Source organism: Streptomyces sp. NPDC021212 (assembly GCF_044332925.1).
Lineage (GTDB): Bacteria > Actinomycetota > Actinomycetes > Streptomycetales > Streptomycetaceae > Streptomyces.
Genome location: NZ_JBIRPZ010000005.1, coordinates 166,700 through 186,643 on the forward strand (window position 1 = coordinate 166,700; position 19,944 = coordinate 186,643).

Consider the following 19,944-nt stretch of genomic DNA (forward strand, 5'->3'; position numbering starts at 1 on the left):
AGAGTCCCCGGAACAGCGACGTTACTGATCAGTAAGGGGTGCGGTATGGGTATGCGGCTCGGAATCAACCTCGGCTACTGGGGTGCCGGGATGGACGCGGACAACCTCGCGGTCGCACGCGAGGCCGACCGCCTCGGCTACTCGGTCTGCTGGGCCGCGGAGGCGTACGGATCGGATGCGGCCACCGTGCTCTCGTGGGTGGCCGCGCAGACCGAGCACATCGACGTCGGCTCCGCCATCTTCCAGATCCCGGCCCGGACGCCCGCGATGACGGCGATGACCGCCGCCACCCTCGACTCCCTCTCCGGCGGCCGGTTCCGCCTCGGCCTCGGCGTCTCGGGGCCGCAGGTCTCGGAGGGCTGGTACGGCGTGCGGTTCGACAAGCCGCTCGCCCGCACCCGTGAGTACGTGGAGATCATCCGCAAGGCGATGTCGCGCGAGCGGCTGACCCACGAGGGCGAGAACTGGACCCTCCCGCTGCCCGGCGGCCCCGGCAAGCCCCTCAAGCTCACCGTGCACCCGGTGCGCGAGTACATCCCGCTCTACATCGCGGCCATCGGCCCGAAGAACCTGGAGCAGACCGGCGAGATCGCCGACGGCGCGCTGGTCATCTTCTTCGCCCCCGAGCACGCCGAGGCGACCACCCTCGGCTCGCTGCGGGCGGGCCGCGAGAAGGCGGGCAAGACCCTCGACGGCTTCGACCTGGTGCCCACCGTCCCGCTCGCGGTGGGCGAGGACGTCCGCGCGCTCGCCGACCAGTTCCGTCCGTACACCGCGCTCTACGTGGGCGGCATGGGCAGCGCCAAGCAGAACTTCTACAACAAGCTCGCGCAGCGCATGGGGTACGAGAAGGAGGCCGCCGAGATCCAGGAGAAGTACCTGGCCGGGGACAAGGAGGGCGCTGCCGCGGCCATCCCCCACGAGCTGATCGACTCCACCACGCTGCTCGGCCCGGTCGAGCGCATCGCCGACCGTATGAAGGCGTACGCGGAGGCCGGTGTCACCACCCTGTCGCTCACCCCCGCGGGATTCACGCTGGAGGAGCGGGTGGCCGGGCTGCGGGCCGGTGTCGAGGCGATGGAGCGCGCGGGGCTCGCGTAACCGCCGGACAGCGGGCGCGCAGCGGACGTTTCCGCGGCCGTGGTGGGGGCTCGGGGGTCTTCCCCGCCACGGCCGTCACCGAGCACAACGCCTCCGGTGCCGCGGGGTTACGCGTCCGGCGGGACCCTCCGTATTCGCTCGTGATTCCCTCGTACGGACGAGCCTGGCGCCCCACCTGTTGCCACTTCCGATGCCCGGCATTTCACTTTTTTCACGGAGGTGGCCACAGTGCTCTCGGTGAAAAGCGTCTTCCAGGAGATCCTCGGGAACGACGAGTCGTTCCGGCTGTTCTGCTCCATCGCGGCCAGCGGCGAGGCGCAGGGGGGCTGGGAGAACGGCCGGATCGCCGCGCTCGTGCCCGAGAGCCAACGCGCCCTCGCACCCAAGATCACCCGCCACGGCGCGGACGAGGACAAGCACGGCCGGATCTTCAACGCCCTGCTCCGCAAGCGCGGCCTGGAGCCGGTGGAGGTGCCGCGCACGACGGACTACACGATGCTGCTGGAGGCCCGCGGCGTCGGCCTCGCCCACGAGAAGCTGCGCCGCGACGAGCCGCTCACCGAGCACGACATCGTCGTCTACCTCGCCCACAGCCGGGTCACCGAGCAGCGCGCCGCCGCGCAGATGGCCATGTTGCGCGGTTGCTTCGGCGACCATCCCGAGATCGGCCGGGCGGTCACGATGATCGCCAAGGACGAGGAGAACCATCTCGCCTATTGCCACGAGGAGTTGCTGCGGCTGGCCGCCGCCGGGTACGGCCGGACCATCCAGCGGGCGCTGCGGGAGTGCGCGCTCGTCGAAATGGAGGTCCACCGGTGCGTCAGCCTCGCCGTGATGACGCAGATGGGGCGCATTCTCGGCTGGCCGAAGTGGAAGTCCGCGGTGCTGACGGCGGGCATCAAGGCCGGGTACGGGTACGAGCGGCTGGGCGGCTGGCGCCGCATGGTGACGCTGCGGATGCCCGAGCGGCGGGACGCGCTGGGGGGTGCGGAAACGGCCACCCCCGAGGCGCCCGAGTTCGCCTGAGCCGCGTCCGTACGGATACAAAGTGCAGCTACGGGATAGGGCTGCGTACGGCCCGTTCAGAGCCAGCCGCGGCGCTTGAACATGCGGTACAGCAGCGCGATCACGCCCGCCATCAGCCCCACCGCGGCCGGATAGCCCCACGGCTGGCGCAGCTCCCACATGTGCCTGAAGTTCATGCCGTAGATACCGGCGATCAGCGTCGGCACCGCCGCCATCGCCGCCCACGCCGAGATCTTCCGCATGTCGTCGTTCTGCCGCACGCCCATCTGCGCGAGATGGGCCGAGAGGATGTCCGACAGCAGCCGGTCCAGGCCCTCCACATGCTCGTTCACCCGGGTCAGATGGTCGCTGACGTCGCGGAAGAACGGCCGCGACCCCTCGTGGACGAACGGCACCCCGGCACCCGCGAGCCGGGTCATCGGCTCCGCCAACGGGCCCGTGGCGCGGCGGAATTCGAGCACCTCGCGCTTGAAGGCGTAGATCCGGCCCGCCGTGTTCTGGCCCCCGCCGCCGTCCGGGGCGAAGACCTCGGTCTCCAGCTCGTCCAGGTCCTCGTGGAGGGCGTCCGCGACGTCCAGGTAGTGGTCCACGACCGCGTCGGCGACCGCGTACATGACCGCCGTCGGCCCGTGCTGGAGCACATCGGGGGTGTTCTCCAGCCGCTCGCGCACCGTGCTCAGCGGGTTGGCCTCGCCGTGCCGTACGGTCACCACGAAGGAGTCACCGACGAACACCATCAGCTCACCGGCGGTGACGGTGCCCGCCTTCTCCTCGTACCGCACCGGCTTGAGCACGAGGAACAGCGAGTCGTCATAGATCTCCAGCTTGGGCCGCTGGTGCGCGGTCAGCGCGTCCTCCACGGCCAGCGGGTGCAGTCCGAACTCGCTGGTGACCAGCTCGAACTCCTTCTCCGTCGGCTCGTGCAGCCCGATCCAGAGGAAGGAGTCCCCGGCCAGCCGCGCCTGGTCGAGGGCGTCGGAGAAGTCGGCGGGTCCCTCGGTGCGGCACCCGTCCTGGTAGATGGCACAATCCACGATCACGCGGGGCATTGTGCCTCGCCCGGGTAAGAAGCGCACAGGTGGGGGAAGCGCACGAGACGGGCCGTACCCTCCCTGAGCGGGCCCGGAGGGGTCGTAGGGTGGCAAGCATGCCCACGCTGATCCTCGTCCGGCACGGCCGGTCCACCGCGAACACGGCCGGCGTCCTCGCGGGCTGGACGTCCGGTGTCGCCCTCGACGAGCGCGGCGCCGCGCAGGCCGCGCAGCTGCCGGGGCGGCTCGCCCGGCTGCCGCTCGCCGCCGCCGTCACCAGCCCGCTCCAGCGCTGCCAGGAGACCCTGGCCCCGCTGCTCGCCGCCCGCCCCGAACTGCCGTCGCACACCGAGGAGCGGATCGGGGAGTGCCACTACGGCGACTGGTCGGGCCGCAAACTCGCCGAGCTGGCCGATGAACCGCTGATGAACATCGTCCAGCAGCACCCGTCCGCCGCCGCCTTCCCCGGGGGCGAGTCCATGCGCGCCATGCAGGCCCGCGCGGTCGACGCGGTGCGCGACTGGAACGCCCGGATCCAGGAGGAGCACGGCGCCGACGCGATCTATCTGATGTGCTCGCACGGCGACGTCATCAAGGCGATCGTCGCGGACGCGCTCGGCCTCCATCTCGACCTCTTCCAGCGCATCTCGGTCGAGCCCTGCTCGGTCACCGCGATCCGCTACACCCCTACCCGGCCCTTCGTCGTACGGGTGGGGGACACCGGTGACTTCGCGGGGCTCGCGCCCCGGGAGGACGCCCCCGCCGAGCGTGGCGGGGACGCGGCGGTGGGCGGTGACGCGGGGGCGCCATGATCTCCGAGCGCAGTAGGGTGGTCCCGCGGCGCGGTCGCGCCGCGGCAGCCGCGACCTCAGTAGTCAACCAGCCGACCAGTCGACGCAAATGGAGCAGGACGTTGTCCCGTCAGGTGTTCCTCTATGACCCGCCGGACCGATTCGTCGCCGGTACGGTCGGGCTGCCTGGCCGCCGTACCTTTTTCCTGCAGGCGTCCGCGGGTGGCCGGACCACCAGCGTGGCACTGGAGAAGACCCAGGTCGCGGCGCTTGCCGAGCGGATAGACGAGTTGCTCGACGAGGTGGTGCGGCGCACCGGTGGCAACGCCCCGGTACCGGCCGTCGCCCCCTCCGATCTCAGCGACACCGCGCCGCTCGACGCCCCTGTGGAAGAGGAGTTCCGCGTCGGCACCATGGCGCTCGCCTGGGACGGCGAGGAACAGCGCATGATCGTGGAGGCGCAGGCGCTCGTCGAGCTGGAGGCTGAGTCCGAGGAGGACCTCGCCGAGGCCGAGGAGCGGCTGCTCCAGGACGATGTGAACGGCCCGCCCATGCTGCGGGTGCGGCTCACCGGCACCCAGGCGCGCGCCTTCGCCAAGCGGGCTCTGGACGTCGTCAACGCCGGCCGGCCGCCCTGCCCGCTGTGCAGCCTGCCGCTCGACCCGGAAGGACACGTATGTCCGCGCCAGAACGGATACCGCCGCGAAGCCTGACGCCCCCGGAGCCGTCCGAACTGCTGGCCCTGGGCGAGCTGACGGTGCGCGGCCGGGTCCGGGAGGCGTCCAACGCGGTGCTGTACTGCACGGTCGAGTACGAGGGCCACAGCGCCCCGTGCGTCTACAAGCCGGTGGCCGGGGAGCGGCCGCTGTGGGACTTCCCGGACGGCACGCTCGCCCAGCGCGAGGTCGCGGCGTACGAGATCTCCGAGGCGACCGGCTGGGGCCTGGTCCCGCCCACCGTGCTGCGCGACGGGCCGTACGGGCAGGGCATGTGCCAGCTGTGGGTCGAGGTGGCCGACGGCGACGGCTCCGCCGACTCCGATGACGGAGACGGGACCGAGCTGCTCGCGCTCGTCGAGGGCGACGAGCCGGGCCCCGGCTGGAAGGCGGTCGGCTTCGCGGAGGTCGGCGAGGGCCGCACCGCGCTGCTGGTGCACGCCGACGACGTACGGCTGCGGCGGCTGGCCGTACTCGACGCGGTGATCAACAACGGCGACCGCAAGGGCGGTCATCTGCTGCCCGCCGCGGGCGGCCGGCTCTATGCGATTGATCACGGTGTGACCTTCAACGCCGAGGACAAGCTGCGCACCCTGCTGTGGGGATGGGCCGGGGAGCCGCTGCCGGACGACGCGCTGGAGGTGCTGCGCCGGCTGGCGGACCAGCTCGCCGACGACGGCCCGCTCCGCGCCCGGCTGGCGAAGCTGATCACGGGTGCCGAGATCGAGGCCCTGCGGGCCCGGGTGGCGGCGCTGCTCCGGACCGGGACGCACCCCGAGCCCAGCGGCCAGTGGCCCGCCATTCCGTGGCCGCCGGTCTGAGCCGACGGCTTACGGAGCGGCTACGGAGCAGCTCACGGCCGACTGCGCAAGACCGTCCATCCGGCCAACAAACGGTCAGCAGGCCCGGTCCGGTTCGTATCCGGAACTGGCATCCGGTTACGCTCATTGCATGTATGCCTGGCCCGCTTCCGAGGTTCCCGCCCTGCCTGGCAGTGGCCGCGACCTGAGGATCCACGACACCGCGACCGGGGGACCGATCACCCTCACCCCCGGCCCCGTCGCCCGCATCTACGTCTGCGGCATCACGCCGTACGACGCGACCCACATGGGTCATGCGGCGACCTACAACGCGTTCGACCTCGTTCAGCGCGTGTGGCTCGACACCAAGCGCCAGGTCCATTACGTCCAGAACGTCACCGACATCGACGATCCGCTGCTGGAGCGGGCCGTGGCGAACGGCGACGACTGGACGGTCCTCGCCGAGCGCGAGACCGCCCTCTTCCGCGAGGACATGACGGCCCTGCGGATGCTGCCCCCGCGCCACTACATCGGTGCCGTCGAGTCCATACCGGGGATCGTGCCGCTCGTGGAGCGGCTGCGGGACGCGGGCGCGGCGTACGAGGTCGAGGGCGACATCTACTTCTCCGTGGAGTCGGACCCCGCCTTCGGCTCGGTCAGCCGCCTCGACGCCGAGGCCATGCGGCTGCTGTCCGCCGAGCGCGGCGGCGACCCGGAGCGCCCGGGCAAGAAGAACCCGCTGGACCCGATGTTGTGGGTGGCCGCCCGTGAGGGCGAGCCGAGTTGGGACGGCGGCTCGCTCGGCCCCGGCCGGCCCGGCTGGCACATCGAGTGCGTGGCCATCGCCCTCGACCACCTCGGCATGGGTTTCGACGTCCAGGGCGGCGGCTCCGATCTCGCCTTCCCGCACCACGAGATGGGCGCCTCGCACGCCCAGGTCCTCACCGGCGAGCGGCCGTTCGCGCAGTCGTACGTGCACGCCGGGATGGTCGCGCTGGACGGCGAGAAGATGTCCAAGTCCAAGGGCAACCTGGTCTTCGTCTCCGCGCTGCGGCGCGACGGTGTCGACCCGGCCGCCATCCGGCTCGCCCTGCTGGCCCACCACTACCGCTCCGACTGGGAGTGGACCGACGGCGTCCTGCGGGACGCCGAGGCCCGCCTCGCCCGCTGGCGCGCCGCCGTCTCCCGGCCGGACGGCCCGTCGGCGGACGCGCTGGTGGAGGAGATGCGGGAGGCCCTGGCGAACGACCTCGACTCCCCGACGGCCCTCGCGGCCGTCGACCGCTGGGCCGCCGCGCAGTCGGAGTCCGGCGGCACGGACGAGGGAGCCCCGGGCCTGGTGTCCCGAGCGGTGGACGCCCTCCTGGGCGTAGCCCTGTAGTCCACTCCGTCCCGGGGATTCCGCCCCCGTACCAGGCCCGGGAGGCTCCCCTCCTGGGCCGGGTACGGGGGTTTCGGCTGTGGGCCCCGGACCCGGGTGGCGTCGCCCCGGGCTTGGGCTGCTGGGCCCCGCACCGGGACCCTGCCGGGGGTCGCCGCGGGCTGGGCCCCCGGTCCGCCGGGGCTCCGTGCCCGAGCCCCCGCTCCCGGGCTGCGCCCCTGGGCCGGGCTCCGGACCCGATCCCCGGGGTGCCGTCTCCGGGGGGCGCCCGGCCGCGCGAACTACCGGATCACCTCGGCGAGGGCCACAGCCCACTCGGCGGCCGACACGTTCCGGGCGGGGACGACCAGGGGGCTCAGCCCTGGTCGTCCGGGCGGTCCTCCGCGTCGCTGCTCTCGCCGGCTTCGGCGTCCTCGGCGGTGTCGTCGGCCTCGTCGCCGCCCTCGTCGTCCTTCGCGGACGGCTTCCGGGGGCGTGGGTGGCCGCTTCCCGGGTCCCGTAGGTACGGGGTGCCGGTCTCGCGGCCTTCGGCCATTCCGCCGGTGCCCGTCTCCGTCGCATGACCGCCCGGCGCGCCCGGTGAGCCGTCCCGGCGCCGCAGGTAGCGCTCGAATTCGCGCGCGATCGCCTCGCCCGACGCCTCCGGCAGCTCCGCCGTGTCCCGGGCCTCCTCCAGCGACTGGACGTACTCGGCGACCTCGCTGTCCTCCGAGGCGAGTTGGTCCACGCCCAGCTGCCAGGCGCGCGCGTCCTCGGTCAGCTCGCCGAGCGGGATGCGGACGCCGATCAGGTCCTCGAGGCGGTTCAGCAGGGCCAGGGTCGCCTTCGGGTTCGGCGGCTGGGAGACGTAGTGCGGGACGGCCGCCCACAGGCTCACCGCGGGGACACCGGCGTGGGTGCAGGCCTCCTGGAGGATGCCGACGATGCCCGTCGGCCCCTCGTAACGGGTCTCCTCGAGGTCGAGGCTGCGGGCCAGGTCCGGATCGGAGGTGACACCGCTGACCGGCACCGGCCGGGTGTGCGGGGTGTCGCCGAGCAGTGCCCCGAGGACGACGACCATCTCGACGCCCAACTCATGGGCGTAGCCGAGGATCTCGTTGCAGAACGACCGCCACCGCATGCTCGGCTCGATCCCGCGGACCAGCACCAGGTCGCGGGTCTTGTCGCCGCTCTCCGCGCGGACCACGGAGAGCCGGGTGGTCGGCCAGGTGATCTTGCGGACCCCGTTGTCCAGCGCGACGGTGGGCCGGTTCACCTGGAAGTCGTAGTAGTCCTCGGCGTCGAGAGAGGCGAAGACCTCGCCCTTCCACTCCCGGTCCAGGTGCCCGACCGCGGTGGAGGCGGCGTCTCCGGCGTCGTTCCAGCCCTCGAAGGCACAGATCATGACCGGGTCGATCAGCTCGGGAACCCCCTCAAGCTCGATCACCCAGCGCCTCCTTCCGACCGGGGCGGACGGGTTGGTACCGCCTCCGGTTGCAGTTCGTTTGCGTGCGCCCCAAGCCTACGGCTTCGAGGGGCCCCCGCCGCAGCCCCCGTACAGCAACCCCAGGTGATTCATCCGATCTGTGTCCCGAAAGTTTCGGCACACCTCTGGACGAGACCCCCAAGTCAGCGCTATACATCGGATCACCGCTAAAGGTCCGATGTCCTATCGCGCGTCGTTCAGGGAGCCCCCATTGAGTTTGCGCCCGACCGTCACTGAGCTCGAGGTCCATGACATCCGGTTTCCCACCTCGGAGCAGCTCGACGGCTCGGACGCGATGAATCCGGACCCCGACTACTCCGCTGCCTATGTAGTGCTCCATACGGACGCCGATGACACCACCGGGGCCGAAGGTCACGGCTTCGTCTTCACCATCGGCCGCGGCAACGACGTGACCGCCGCCGCCATCGACTCCCTGCGCCCCCAGGTCGTCGGCCGTCCCGCCCCGCTCACCGCTTCCGGCCTCGGTGATCTCTACCGCGACCTCACCCATGACTCCCAGCTGCGCTGGCTCGGCCCGGAGAAGGGCGTCATGCACATGGCGGCCGGCGCGGTGGTGAACGCCGCCTGGGACCTCGCCGCCCGGCAGGCCGGGAAGCCGCTGTGGCAGTTCCTGGCCGACATGCCGCCCGAGGAGCTGGCCGACCTCGTCGACTACCGCTACCTCAGCGACGCCCTCACCCGCGACGAGGCGCTGGAGATCCTTCGCGCCGCCGAGCCCGGCCGCGCCGAGCGCGCCGCGCTGCTGCGCGAGCGCGGCTACCCCGCCTACACCACCTCGGCGGGCTGGATCGGCTACTCCGACGAGAAAATGATCAAGCTGGCACAGGAGGCGGTCGCCGACGGCTTCGATCAGATCAAGCTCAAGGTCGGCAGCGACCTCGACGAGGACCTCAGACGGATGCGGCTCGCCCGCGAGGCGGTCGGCCCGGACATCCGGATAGCCGTCGACGCCAACCAGCGCTGGGACGTCCCGGAGGCGCTGCGCTGGATGCGCGCCCTGGCGCCGTACGACCCGCACTGGATCGAGGAGCCGACCAGCCCGGACGACGTCCTCGGCCACGCCGCCATCCGCGCCGGACAGCCGGTCAGGGTCGCCACCGGTGAGCACGTCGCCAACCGCGTCGTCTTCAAACAGCTGCTTCAGGCCGAAGCCGTCGACTTCGTGCAGATCGACGCGGCGCGCGTGGCCGGGGTCAACGAGAACCTGGCGATCCTGCTGCTCGCCGCCAAGCACGGGGTTCCGGTCTGCCCGCACGCGGGCGGGGTCGGGCTGTGCGAACTGGTCCAGCATCTGGCCATGTTCGACTTCGTGGCCGTCTCGGGCAGCTGGGACGACCGGGTCATCGAGTACGTCGACCACCTCCACGAACACTTCGCCGATCCGGCGGTCGTCGAGGCGGGCCGGTACCGCGCACCGGCCGCCCCTGGCTTCTCCGCCCGGATGCTCCCCGAGTCGATCGCCGCCTACCGCTACCCCGACGGGCCCGAATGGCAGGCCCGCAACGCCGCACCGCAGCACACCGCACCGCAGCACACCGCACCACGCACCGCCGTACCGCAGTCCGCACGACAGCAGGAGGAGACCTCGTGAGCCCCACCGGCGACTTCGAAGGACTGGCCGCGCTCGTCACCGGCGGCGCCTCGGGCATCGGCGCCGCCATCGCCGCCACGCTGCGCGACCGGGGTGCGCGGGTCGCCGTGCTGGACCGGGACCCCTCGGGCGCCCCGGACGGCACCCTGCCGGTCAAGACCGACGTCACCTCCGACGAGGGAGTACGGACCGCGGTGGAGGCGGTGGTGGCCGAATTCGGCGCCCTGCACACCGTCGTCGGCAACGCGGGCATCGGCGCGATCGGCACCGTCGAGGACAACTCCGACGAGGAGTGGCACCGGCTGCTGGACGTCAACGTGCTGGGCCTGGTCCGTACCGCGCGGGCCGCGCTGCCGCACCTGCGCGCCGCCGCGGCGAGGCGGCCCGGCGCCGTCTCCATCACCCACACCTGCTCGATCGCCGCCACCGCCGGGCTTCCGCAGCGCGCCGCGTACAGCGCCAGCAAGGGCGCGGTGCTGTCGCTCACCCTCGCCATGGCCGCCGACCACGTACGCGAGGGCATCCGCGTCAACTGCGTCAACCCCGGCACCGTCGACACCCCATGGGTGGGGCGGCTGCTCGGCCAGGCCGCCGATCCGGCGGCCGAGCGCGCCGCCCTGGAGGCCCGTCAGCCGACCGGGCGGCTGGTGTCCGCCGAGGAGGTCGCCGCGGCCGTCGCGTATCTGGCGAGCCCCGCCGCCGCGGCCGTCACCGGCACCACGCTGGCCGTCGACGGAGGGATGCAGGGGCTGCGCCTGCGCCCCGCCACCTGACCGGCACCACGCACGTCGCACCACTCGACCAAGGACGGGACTCGATGACGAGACTCCGCACGACCGGAGCCGCGGCCTGCGCCGTGCTGCTCGCCGTCGCCGGGCTGGCCGGCTGCAACCGTGAGAGCAACGGCGCCGGGGGCGGCAAGGTCGGTATCGACATGCCGCGCACCGACACCGACTTCTGGAACTCCTACCAGCAGTACTTAGAGAAGGGCATCGACAAGGGCACGGTCTCCGCGCTCCCCCTGTCCAACTCGCAGAACGACATCTCCAAGCTCGTCTCCAACGTCCAGGCGTTCACCGACCAGGGCGCCAAGGCGGTCGTCATGGCCCCCCAGGACACCGGGGCCATCGCCTCCACCCTGGAGCAGCTGGAGGAGAAGAAGATCCCCGTCATCAGCGTGGACACCCGCCCCGACTCCGGCAAGATCTACATGGTCGTGCGGGCCGACAACCGGGCGTACGGCACCAAGGCGTGCGAATACCTCGGCCGGCAGCTCGGCGGCAAGGGCCGGATCGCCGAACTCCAGGGCGACCTCAGCTCCATCAACGGCCGGGACCGGTCGCAGGCATTCGCCTCGTGCATGAAGAAGAAGTACCCCGGCATCAAGGTGCACGAGCTGCCCACCGACTGGAAGGGCGACGTCGCCTCCGCGAAGCTGCAGAGCCTGCTGGCCCAGCACCACAAGATCGACGGCATCTACATGCAGGCCGGCGGCGCCTTCCTCCAGTCCACCCTGGCGCTGCTGGAGCAGAAGAAGCTGCTCAAGCCCGCGGGCTCGGCGGGGCACATCACCATCATCTCCAACGACGGCATACCGGAGGAGCTGGACGCGATCCGCTCCGGGAAGATCGACGCGACCCTGTCCCAGCCCGCCGACCTCTACGCCCAGTGGGCCCTGAACTACGCCAAGGCGGCGCTGAACGGCGAGAAGTTCAAGCCCGGACCGACCAACCACGGCTCGCAGATCGTCAAGATCCAGAACGGCCTGGAGGACCAGCTCCCGGCGCCACTGGTCACCAAGAAGAACGTCGACGACCCGAAGCTGTGGGCCAACCAGCTCGAAAAGAAGTAGCGATGGCAGAGGCAGCACAGCCCACCGTGGTCCGGGCGCGGGGCATCGTCAAACGCTTCGGACCGACCGTAGCCCTGGACCACGCCCGGCTGGCCGTGCGCCCCGGGGAGGCGCACGCCCTCGTCGGACGCAACGGGGCGGGCAAGTCCACGCTGGTGTCCGTCCTCACCGGCATGGAGCGCCCGGACGAGGGCGAGGTGACCTTCTCCGGCGAACCCGCCCCCGGCTACGGCGACACCGCGGCCTGGCAGCGCCGGGTCGCCTGCGTCTACCAGAAGTCGATGGTGGTCCCGCACCTGACGGTCGCCGAGAACCTCTACCTGGGCCGCTTCCAGGGCACCGGGCGCATCCGGTGGCGTGCGCTGCACGACGACGCCCGGGCGCTGCTGGGGGAGTACGGGGTGGACGTGGACCCCCGGACCCGGGCGAAGGACCTCGGCGTCGAGCAGCGGCAGTTCGTGGAGATCGCCCGCGCCCTGTCCTTCGGCGCCCGGCTGATCATCCTCGACGAGCCCACCGCACAGCTCGACGCGGGCGGCATCGACCGGCTCTTCACCAAGCTGCTCGAACTGCGCGCGCGGGGCGTCGCCTTCCTGTTCATCTCGCACCACTTGCAGGAGGTCTACGACCTCTGCGACACCGTCACCGTCTTCCGCGACGCCCGGCACGTGCTGACCGCCCCGGTCGCCGGGCTTCCCAAGGAGGACCTGGTCGCGGCCATGACCGGCGACGGCGAACGCGCCCCCGAGGGCGACTCCCGGGCCGCCGTCCACGCCCCCGTCACCGTGCGGAAGGCCGACCCGGCCGGCGAGCCGGTGCTGCGCACCGAAGGGCTCACCCTGGAGGACGCGTTCGCGCCCCTGGACCTGGTGGTGCGGCCGGGCGAGGTGCTGGGCCTGGCCGGGGCGACCGCCAGCGGCAACACGGCGATCGGCGAGACCCTGGTGGGCCTGCGGCAACCGAGCGGTGGCCGGGTCTGCGTACGGGGCAGACCGGTGCGCCCCGGCAGCGTGCCGCACGCCATCGACGCGGGCATCGGCTACGTCCCGGAGGACCGCCACGACCAGGGTCTGGTGCTGGGCCGCAGCGTCGCCGAGAACGCCACGCTGACCGTCACCGACCAGCTCGGGCCGTACGGCACGGTGCTGCCGTCCCGGACCCGCGCGTTCGCCCAGCGCATGATCACCTCGCTCGACATCAAGACCTCGGGACCCTCACAGCCCGTCTCGGGCCTGTCCGGCGGCAATCAGCAGAAGGTCGTCATCGCCCGCGCGCTGGCGCGCGAGCCGAGCGTGCTGGTCGCGATCCGGCCGACCGCCGGGGTGGACGTGAAGTCCAAGGACGCCCTGCTCGGCGTCGTACGGGATGTCGCGGCGGCCGGAAGCGGCGCGCTGATCGTCTCCGACGAGCTGGACGACCTCCGGGTCTGCGACCGGGTCCTGGCCTTCTTCCACGGACGGGTCGTCGCGGAGTTCGGCAGCGACTGGAGCGACCGCCGGCTGGTAGCCGCGATGGAGGGCATCACGGAACCGGGCACGGAGCGCACAACAGAGAGCACGGCCGGGGGAACCGAAGACCGCACGGGAGGACCACAGACATGATCGGTACCGCACGGCAGCAGCCCGCCGAGGCGGTGGCGGACGGTCCGGCGGGGGCCCGAGGCCGTCCGCGGATCGACATCGCGCGCTGGCGCGATCTCTCCCTGGTCCCGGTGATCTTCGTCCTGGGCGTGATCGGCTTCATCGTCTCGCCCGCCTTCCTCACCGAGGACAACCTGATCGGCGTCGTCCAGCAGTCCACCGAGCTGGGGCTGCTGGTGCTGGGCGAGGCGCTGATCCTGATCAGCGGCCGGATGGACCTCTCCCTGGAGTCCACCATCGCCGTGGCGCCCGTGATCGCCCTCTGGCTGGTGCTGCCGTCCCACGGCGCGCGCTTCGTAGGGCTCGGGCTGCTGCCCGTATGGACCGCCATTCCGCTGTGCCTCGCGGTCGGCGCCCTGATCGGCGCGGCCAACGGCTTCCTGATGCTCAAGCTGCGCGTCAACGGCTTCATCGCCACGCTGGGCATGCTCACCATGCTGCGCGGGCTCCAGGTCGGCATCGCCGAGGGCCAGTCCATCGTCAACGTCCCCGAGTCGTTCCGCTACCTCGGCAAGGCCGACTGGCTGGGCGCGCCCGCCGCCGTGTGGCTCTGCCTGGGCCTGTACGCGATCGGCGGCCTCGCCCTGGGCTATCTGCGGCACGGCCGGTCCCTGTACGCGATCGGCGGCAACCCCGAGGCGGCGCGCGCCGCCGGCATCCGCGTCGACCGCATCACCTGGATCGTGCTCAGCGCCGGCGGCGTGCTCGCCGCCTTCGCCGGAATCCTCTACACCGGCCACTACGGCTCGGTCGCCGCGTCCCAGGGCAACGGCTGGATCTTCCAGGTGTTCGCCGCCGCGGTCATCGGCGGCATCAGCCTCAAGGGCGGCCGCGGCACGCTTTTCGGAGCCCTCACGGGTGTGCTTACGCTGCAATTAGTCGTCAATGTGATGACCCTCGGTGGCGTTCCGCCACTGTGGAACCAGTTCATCAACGGCTCCATCATCATCGTCGCGCTGATCATCTCCCGTTACGCGAGCGGCGAGAAGCAGGACTGACACCAGGACACAGGAACACAGGAACACAGGAACAGAGGCGAGGAACCATGGCGCAGGTACCGCGCGGGCCGCGTGAACTGGGGCGCTCGGGCGTCCACGTACCACCCCTCGGACTCGGCTGCGCCCCGCTGGCCAATCTGTACGCCGCGGTGCCCGAGGAACGCGCCCTGGCGACCGTCCACACCGCCCTGGAACTCGGCTGCACCTATCTGGACACCGCGCCGCACTACGGCGTCGGGCTGTCCGAGGAGCGGCTGGGGCGCGCGCTCGTCGGCCGCGACCGCGGCTCGTACACGCTCTCCACCAAGGTGGGGCGGCGGCTGCGGGACCGGGCGCCCGGCGAACCCGCCCAGCCGGACGGGTTCGCGGACACCCCCGACCGCGTCCGCGAGTGGGACTTCGGCCGGGACGGCATCCGCGCCTCCCTGGAGTCCTCCCTGGAACGCCTCGGGGTCGACGCCCTCGACATCGTCTACGTCCACGACCCGGAGAACCACATCCGCGAGGTGTACGAGACGGCCTTCCCGGCGCTCGCCGAACTCCGCGACCAGAAGCTCGTCCGGGCCATCGGCTTCGGCATGAACTACAGCGACATCCTCGCCCGCTTCGTCGCCGACCTCGACGTGGACGTCGTCCTGTGCGCCGGGCGCTGGACCCTGCTGGAGCGCACCGCCTACGACGACCTGCTGCCGGTGTGCGAGCGGCGCGGTACCTCCGTCGTGGTCGGCGGCGTCTACAACTCCGGGCTGCTCGCCGACCCCCGCCCCGGCGCGCGCTACAACTACGAGGCGGCGCCGCCCGAGATCGTCGAGCGGGCCCGGCGGCTCGCCGCCGCCTGCGCCGAGTTCGGGGTGCCGCTGCGGGCCGCCGCCCTCCGCTTCCCCTTCGGCCACCCGGCCGTGGCTGCCGCCGTCGTCGGCGCCGCCGGTCCGGACGAAGTGCGGGACAACGCCGAGATGTTCGGCCACGACATCCCCGACGAGCTGTGGCACGCGCTGGTCGAGCGCGGCCTGCTCGCCGACGACATCCCGCTGCCGATCTGACGGCCCGATCCCGAGGAACTTCCGTGCCGCTGAGCCGCATCGACGCCCACCACCACCTGTGGGACCTGTCCCGCAGGCCGCAGCCGTGGATGGACGGCCCCTGGGCCGACCCCATCGCCCGCACCGTCACCACCGCTGACCTGCTGCCGCATCTGGACGCCCACGGAATCGGCGCCACCGTCGTCGTCCAGTCCAGCTCCTCGTACGACGAGACGCGGGAACTCCTCACCCTGGCGGGCGCCTCGGACCGGATCGCGGGCGTCGTCGGCTGGGCCGACCTCACTGACCCCGAACTGCCCGCGGTGCTCGCCGCCCTGGCCGCGGGCCCGGGTGGGGACCGGCTGGTGGGACTGCGGCACCAGGTGCAGGACGAGCCGGACCCGGAGTGGCTGGGGCGCGCCGACGTACGCCGCGGCCTCGCCGCCGCTGCCGACGCGGACCTCGTCTACGACCTGCTGGTCACCCCGCGCGAACTGCCCGCCGCGATCGCCGCGGTGCGGGAGCTGCCGGGGGTGCGCTTCGTCCTCGACCACGCGGCGAAGCCGCCCGTCGCGAGCGGCGACCGCACCCCGTGGGCCGGCCTCCTGACGGAACTGGCCGCCCTGCCGAACGTCGACTGCAAGCTGTCCGGGCTGGTGACCGAGGCTGACTGGGTGGCCTGGAAGCCGGAGCAGGTGCTGCCGTACGCCCGGCACGTACTGGAGGCGTTCGGCCCGGAGCGGGTGCTGTTCGGGTCGGACTGGCCGGTGTGCGAACTCGCCGCGACGTACGCGGATGTCGTGGCCCTGGCGGACCGCGCGACGGCCGGACTGACCGACGCCGAGCGCGCGTCGGTCTTCGGCGAGACCGCCGCCCGCGCGTACGGCCTGGGAACGTAGCGCAAGTCCCCACCCACCACGCGGCTCCGCCCGCTATGCCTGTCACGTCCACCACGCGGCTCCGCCGCGAAGCGCCGACCCCGTGCCCCACCGGCCGCGCTGCGGAGCACGCCCACCTCGCCGCCCTGCGGCGCATGGCGGACGACTGCGCGAGGGGAGCCGCCCACGCTGTCCCCCACCTGCCGACCGGACCGCCCGAGCGCGGCAGGCGCACCGGGAAACTGCGCCCAGCTGTGGCGTCCGCAGGGCCCTGGCGCCCGCGTCGCGCCCGGGGGCGGAGGCCCCGTTCGAGGCCCAGGGCAGAGCGGGGGTGTCGGGGTGGCACCCCCGGCGGGGTCTGGGGCGGAGATGCCCCACTACTCAGCCCCTCCGGCGTTTGAGGAGCGGGGCCAGGGGCGGAGCCCCGGCGGGGGTGCGGGGGCGGAGCCCCCGGAAGGGGGCCCGGGGTGGGACCCCGGTTCGGGAAGGGGCGGGGTGGGGAAAGGCCGCCCCCGGCCGTCACAGCGTGGACCGCAGCCACTGCTCCACGCTCGCGACATGCACCGTCGCCCACGACCGCGCCGCCTCCGCGTCCCGGTCCCGGAGCGCGCTCAGGATCGCCCGATGCTCATGCAGCGTGCGGCTGACCGCGTCCTCCTGGGTGAGGCCGCGCCACACGCGGGCGCGGGTCGTCGGACCGGAGAGCCCGTCCAGGAGGGAGCAGAGCACCGAATTGCCCGACGCGTGGACGATACCCCGGTGGAATTCGAGGTCGCAGGCGACCAGCTCCTCCACCGAGGGCGCCGGCCCCAGCGCGTCCAGCTGGGCGCTCAGCGCGTCCAGCTGGACGTCGCTGATCCGGCCGCACGCCTGCGCCGTGGCCGCCGGCTCCAGGATGCGGCGCACCGCCAGGAATTCCAGGACGGTGTCGTCCCGGTGGAAGTCCACGACGAAGCTCAGCGCCTCCAGCAGCAGCTGGGGATCGAGGCTGGTGACGTACGTACCATCGCCCTGCCGTACGTCGAGGATGCGGATCAGGGACAGCGCGCGGACGGCCTCGCGCAGCGAATTGCGGGACAGGCCCAGATCCGCGGCCAGCTCGCTCTCCTTGGGAAGCCGGTCACCCGGGCGCAGCGCACCCGAGACGATCATGCCCTTGATTTTTTCGATCGCCTCGTCGGTGACCGCCATGATGGACCTCCGGGTCAAACATCCGATGTATGGGTCCATTATGACGCGCGCGGACCGGCGGCGTCTTCAGGGGACGCCGCCGGTCCGTCAACGGCTTTCGCCGAGGGGTTCTCAGAAGGTGAAGGGGCCCGGGGACTGGGCCGAGGTGGCGGTGCAGTTCACCGTGATCAGGCCGAAGATCACCAGCTTCAGCGACGTGGCCTCCAGTTTGTCGCCCGCGGCCACGGTGCCCTTGAGCGGACCGGTGGTCACATCGGAGCCGGTCTTGATGGCCGGGTTGGAGCTGCCGGTGAACGTCGTGGTGCCGGAGCCGTTCTTCGACAGCGTCAGGGTCGAGTTGACCGCGCCCGCCGGGACGTCGATCGGCGCCTTGATCGCACCCGAGGACAGGGTGATGGTCGCGGCGGTGCCGTTCTGCGTGGCCACCAGCGTCGCGAGGCCCGAACCGAATGCTCCGCACTCGGCCGTGATGGTCGCCGTGGTCGGGGTGACCGCGACCGCGCTCGGCGCCAGCGCGAGCGCGCCGACGGCCAGTGCTGCTGTTCCCATTGCCGTGCCTATCCCGAGCTTGATGCGTCTCATGGGGACTGCCTTCCGGAGGGAAGTGAGCGGTGGGCTTGTGGGGGGTGCGCCCGCGCTTCCTGACTGCCCGTCATATGCGGACGGAAAGCCATTGATACCCCTGCAGCCGAAGAAGGCAAGAGTGATTCCGCAACTTTTTAACTGGCGAGTAAGGTCGCGCCCCGCACGGCACAGCCGGACGGCCGGGCGAGAAGAAAAGTCTCCTCACCCGGCCGTCCGCAGGTATCGGCGTGACAGGGGGTCTCAGCCGCGCTGGGCCAGCAGCTCCTCGACCCGGCCGCGGATGCCGTCGTCGTCCAGCCCGCGGATCGTCAGCGTGGTGCGGCGGCGCAGCACGTCGTCCGCCGTCTCCGCCCACTCGTGATCACGGGCGTAGACGACCTGGGCCCAGATCTCCGGGGCGTCCGGGTGGATCCGCTCGGCGAGCGCCGCGTCGCCGCTCGCCAGCCGCGCGATGTCGAAGGAGAGCGAACCGTAGTGGGTCGCCAGGTGGCGCGCGGTGTCCGCGGCCATGCGCGGGCCGGGCGTACCGCCGTCCACCAGCAGCCGGTGGGCGACCGCGTGCGGGTTGGCGAGGCCGGGCAGCGGCATGTGCTTGGGCAGCTGCCCGATCGGCTCCATGTCGTCCGCGAGCGGACGGCCCGGCAGCTGGGCGAGCTTGCTCATCACGGTGCGGCCGATGTGGCGGAAGGTGGTCCACTTGCCGCCGGCTATGGAGAGCATGCCCCCCTTGCCCTCGGTGACGACAGTCTCCCGCTTGGCCTTGGCGGTGTCGCCGGGACCGCCGGGCAGCACCCGCAGCCCCGCGAACGAGTAGGTGATCAGGTCGCGGGAGAGCTGCTGGTCGCGGATGGAGAAGGCGGCCTCGTCCAGGATCTGGGTGACGTCCGCGTCGTTGACCGCGACCTCGGCCGGGTCGCCCTCGTACGGCTCGTCGGTGGTGCCGAGCAGCAGCATGTCCTCCCAGGGGAGGGCGAAGGTGATGCGGTACTTGTCGATGGGCGTCGCCAGCGCCGCCCGCCAGGGGGAAGTGCGCTTGAGGACCAGGTGAGCGCCCTTGGAGAGCCGGATGGACGGCGCCGCGTTCGGGTCCTCCATCCGGCGCAGGTGGTCCACCCAGGGGCCGGTGGCGTTGAGCACCAGCCGGGCGTCGACGCCGAACTCGGTGCCGTCGGTACGGTCCCTCAGCTCCGCGCCGGTGACCCGGCCGTCGGTCTTGCGCAGCCCGGTGACCTCGGCGTGGTTGAGGACGGTGGCGCCCGCGTCGACCGCCGCGCGGACCGTCATCAGCGCCATGCGGCTGTCGTTCATCTGCCCGTCGCCGTACACGGCGACGGCCCGTAGCCCCTCGGTGCGCAGCTCCGGGACGTCCCGCGCGGCCTTCTCGGCGTTGATCACATGGCCGACGCCGTCGCGGAACGCGGAGAGCGCCGAGTACGCGAAGACGCCCGCGCCCAGCTTGGCCGCGCCGTGCGGGCCACCCTTGTAGACCGGCAGGTAGAAGGTGAGCGGGTTGGACAGGTGCGGGGCGACGCTGCGCGAGACGGCGCGCCGCTCGAAGTGGTTCTCGGCGACGAGCTTGACCGCGCCGGTCTGGAGGTAGCGCAGGCCCCCGTGGAGCAGCTTGGAGGAGGCGGAGGAGGTGGCGCCGGCGAAGTCGCCGGCGTCCACCATGGCCACCCGCAGTCCGGACTGCGCGGCGTGCCAGGCAGTGGTGATGCCCAGGATGCCGCCGCCGATCACCAGGAGGTCGTACGAAGCCTTGGACAGCTGTTCCCGGGTTTCGGCGCGGGTCGGGTGCGAACCGGCAGCCGGGTGCGTCCCGAGGGAAGGGACGCTCTGCAGGGGGGTCATTGAG

At 72.1% G+C, this 19,944-nt stretch carries 18 protein-coding genes; 13 read left to right on the plus strand and 5 right to left on the minus strand.

Annotated features, from left to right (window positions below; all coding sequences use genetic code 11):
* The first annotated feature begins 51 nt into the window (after positions 1-51).
* Positions 52-1,101, plus strand: coding sequence for an LLM class F420-dependent oxidoreductase (locus ACH4SI_RS15430; RefSeq protein ID WP_398296551.1), 1,050 nt, complete (start codon positions 52-54; stop codon positions 1,099-1,101).
* Positions 1,102-1,329: 228 nt separating this feature from the next.
* On the plus strand, positions 1,330-2,127 hold the full coding sequence (locus ACH4SI_RS15435) for a ferritin-like domain-containing protein (protein WP_398296199.1): 798 nt from the start codon (positions 1,330-1,332) through the stop codon (positions 2,125-2,127).
* Between the two features lie 56 nt (positions 2,128-2,183).
* Here ACH4SI_RS15435 and corA read toward each other — a convergent pair whose 3' ends face one another.
* Positions 2,184-3,176, minus strand: coding sequence for a magnesium/cobalt transporter CorA (gene corA / locus ACH4SI_RS15440; protein WP_398296200.1), 993 nt, complete (start codon positions 3,174-3,176; stop codon positions 2,184-2,186).
* 98 nt (positions 3,177-3,274) lie between these two features.
* Here corA and ACH4SI_RS15445 point away from each other — a divergent pair, with 98 nt between their 5' ends.
* The 4 genes from ACH4SI_RS15445 (at position 3,275) to mshC (ending at position 6,846) form a co-directional block, all read left to right on the plus strand.
* A complete protein-coding gene (locus ACH4SI_RS15445; RefSeq protein WP_398296201.1) occupies positions 3,275-3,970 on the plus strand; it encodes a histidine phosphatase family protein in 696 nt (231 codons plus the stop codon).
* Positions 3,971-4,071: 101 nt separating this feature from the next.
* A complete protein-coding gene (locus ACH4SI_RS15450) occupies positions 4,072-4,662 on the plus strand; it encodes a DUF3090 domain-containing protein (RefSeq protein WP_009719158.1) in 591 nt (196 codons plus the stop codon).
* Complete coding sequence (locus ACH4SI_RS15455) at positions 4,626-5,486, plus strand: SCO1664 family protein (RefSeq protein ID WP_398296202.1); 861 nt, start codon at positions 4,626-4,628, stop codon at positions 5,484-5,486. Before ACH4SI_RS15450 ends, ACH4SI_RS15455 begins: the two co-directional genes overlap by 37 nt.
* A gap of 130 nt (positions 5,487-5,616) precedes the next feature.
* On the plus strand, positions 5,617-6,846 hold the full coding sequence (gene mshC, locus ACH4SI_RS15460; RefSeq protein WP_398296203.1) for a cysteine--1-D-myo-inosityl 2-amino-2-deoxy-alpha-D-glucopyranoside ligase: 1,230 nt from the start codon (positions 5,617-5,619) through the stop codon (positions 6,844-6,846).
* 355 nt (positions 6,847-7,201) lie between these two features.
* Here mshC and ACH4SI_RS15465 read toward each other — a convergent pair whose 3' ends face one another.
* Entirely contained in the window at positions 7,202-8,272 is a 1,071-nt protein-coding gene (locus tag ACH4SI_RS15465; protein WP_398296204.1) for a PAC2 family protein, read from the minus strand.
* 256 nt (positions 8,273-8,528) lie between these two features.
* Between ACH4SI_RS15465 and ACH4SI_RS15470 the strand changes: the two genes are divergently transcribed.
* Genes ACH4SI_RS15470 through ACH4SI_RS15500 form a run of 7 tightly spaced genes read left to right on the plus strand, consistent with a single transcriptional unit; the run spans position 8,529 to position 16,334 of the window.
* The gene (locus tag ACH4SI_RS15470) at positions 8,529-9,923 is read left to right on the plus strand and encodes an enolase C-terminal domain-like protein (RefSeq protein WP_398296552.1); all 1,395 of its coding nucleotides are present in this window, start codon (positions 8,529-8,531) and stop codon (positions 9,921-9,923) included.
* A complete protein-coding gene (locus ACH4SI_RS15475) occupies positions 9,920-10,696 on the plus strand; it encodes an SDR family NAD(P)-dependent oxidoreductase (RefSeq protein ID WP_398296205.1) in 777 nt (258 codons plus the stop codon). The genes ACH4SI_RS15470 and ACH4SI_RS15475 overlap by 4 nt, the downstream gene beginning before the upstream one ends.
* Positions 10,697-10,740: 44 nt before the next feature.
* Positions 10,741-11,775, plus strand: a complete 1,035-nt coding sequence (locus ACH4SI_RS15480; RefSeq protein ID WP_398296207.1) for a sugar ABC transporter substrate-binding protein — start codon at positions 10,741-10,743, stop codon at positions 11,773-11,775.
* Positions 11,776-11,777: 2 nt separating this feature from the next.
* Positions 11,778-13,376 carry a sugar ABC transporter ATP-binding protein gene (locus ACH4SI_RS15485; protein ID WP_398296208.1) on the plus strand — a complete coding sequence of 533 codons (1,599 nt, stop codon included), beginning with the start codon at positions 11,778-11,780 and terminating at the stop codon, positions 13,374-13,376.
* Positions 13,373-14,413: an ABC transporter permease gene (locus tag ACH4SI_RS15490; RefSeq protein WP_398296209.1), complete on the plus strand. Its 1,041-nt coding sequence runs from the start codon at positions 13,373-13,375 to the stop codon at positions 14,411-14,413. Before ACH4SI_RS15485 ends, ACH4SI_RS15490 begins: the two co-directional genes overlap by 4 nt.
* A gap of 47 nt (positions 14,414-14,460) precedes the next feature.
* Entirely contained in the window at positions 14,461-15,456 is a 996-nt protein-coding gene (locus tag ACH4SI_RS15495; protein WP_398296210.1) for an aldo/keto reductase, read from the plus strand.
* 29 nt (positions 15,457-15,485) lie between these two features.
* The gene (locus ACH4SI_RS15500; protein WP_398296553.1) at positions 15,486-16,334 is read left to right on the plus strand and encodes an amidohydrolase family protein; all 849 of its coding nucleotides are present in this window, start codon (positions 15,486-15,488) and stop codon (positions 16,332-16,334) included.
* A gap of 498 nt (positions 16,335-16,832) precedes the next feature.
* On the opposite strand, the gene ACH4SI_RS15505 is transcribed toward ACH4SI_RS15500, so the two are convergent.
* The 3 genes from ACH4SI_RS15505 to ACH4SI_RS15515 all read right to left on the minus strand — a co-directional run bounded on the left by ACH4SI_RS15505 (position 16,833) and on the right by ACH4SI_RS15515 (position 19,940).
* Positions 16,833-17,504: a FadR/GntR family transcriptional regulator gene (locus ACH4SI_RS15505; protein WP_398296211.1), complete on the minus strand. Its 672-nt coding sequence runs from the start codon at positions 17,502-17,504 to the stop codon at positions 16,833-16,835.
* 111 nt (positions 17,505-17,615) lie between these two features.
* The gene (locus tag ACH4SI_RS15510) at positions 17,616-18,086 is read right to left on the minus strand and encodes a hypothetical protein (RefSeq protein ID WP_398296212.1); all 471 of its coding nucleotides are present in this window, start codon (positions 18,084-18,086) and stop codon (positions 17,616-17,618) included.
* A 243-nt stretch (positions 18,087-18,329) separates the two neighbouring features.
* Positions 18,330-19,940 carry an FAD-dependent oxidoreductase gene (locus ACH4SI_RS15515; RefSeq protein WP_398296213.1) on the minus strand — a complete coding sequence of 537 codons (1,611 nt, stop codon included), beginning with the start codon at positions 19,938-19,940 and terminating at the stop codon, positions 18,330-18,332.
* Positions 19,941-19,944: the final 4 nt, after the last annotated feature.

Coding starts and splice junctions, on each gene's coding strand:
- ACH4SI_RS15430 (WP_398296551.1), top strand. CDS start 52: ATGCGGCTCGGAATCAACCTCGGCTACTGGGGTGCCGGGATGGACGCG.
- ACH4SI_RS15515 (WP_398296213.1), bottom strand. CDS start 19,940: ATGACCCCCCTGCAGAGCGTCCCTTCCCTCGGGACGCACCCGGCTGCC.
- corA (WP_398296200.1), bottom strand. CDS start 3,176: ATGCCCCGCGTGATCGTGGATTGTGCCATCTACCAGGACGGGTGCCGC.
- mshC (WP_398296203.1), top strand. CDS start 5,617: ATGTATGCCTGGCCCGCTTCCGAGGTTCCCGCCCTGCCTGGCAGTGGC.
- ACH4SI_RS15455 (WP_398296202.1), top strand. CDS start 4,626: ATGTCCGCGCCAGAACGGATACCGCCGCGAAGCCTGACGCCCCCGGAG.
- ACH4SI_RS15480 (WP_398296207.1), top strand. CDS start 10,741: ATGACGAGACTCCGCACGACCGGAGCCGCGGCCTGCGCCGTGCTGCTC.
- ACH4SI_RS15490 (WP_398296209.1), top strand. CDS start 13,373: ATGATCGGTACCGCACGGCAGCAGCCCGCCGAGGCGGTGGCGGACGGT.
- ACH4SI_RS15505 (WP_398296211.1), bottom strand. CDS start 17,504: ATGGCGGTCACCGACGAGGCGATCGAAAAAATCAAGGGCATGATCGTC.
- ACH4SI_RS15485 (WP_398296208.1), top strand. CDS start 11,778: ATGGCAGAGGCAGCACAGCCCACCGTGGTCCGGGCGCGGGGCATCGTC.
- ACH4SI_RS15510 (WP_398296212.1), bottom strand. CDS start 18,086: ATGAGACGCATCAAGCTCGGGATAGGCACGGCAATGGGAACAGCAGCA.
- ACH4SI_RS15445 (WP_398296201.1), top strand. CDS start 3,275: ATGCCCACGCTGATCCTCGTCCGGCACGGCCGGTCCACCGCGAACACG.
- ACH4SI_RS15495 (WP_398296210.1), top strand. CDS start 14,461: ATGGCGCAGGTACCGCGCGGGCCGCGTGAACTGGGGCGCTCGGGCGTC.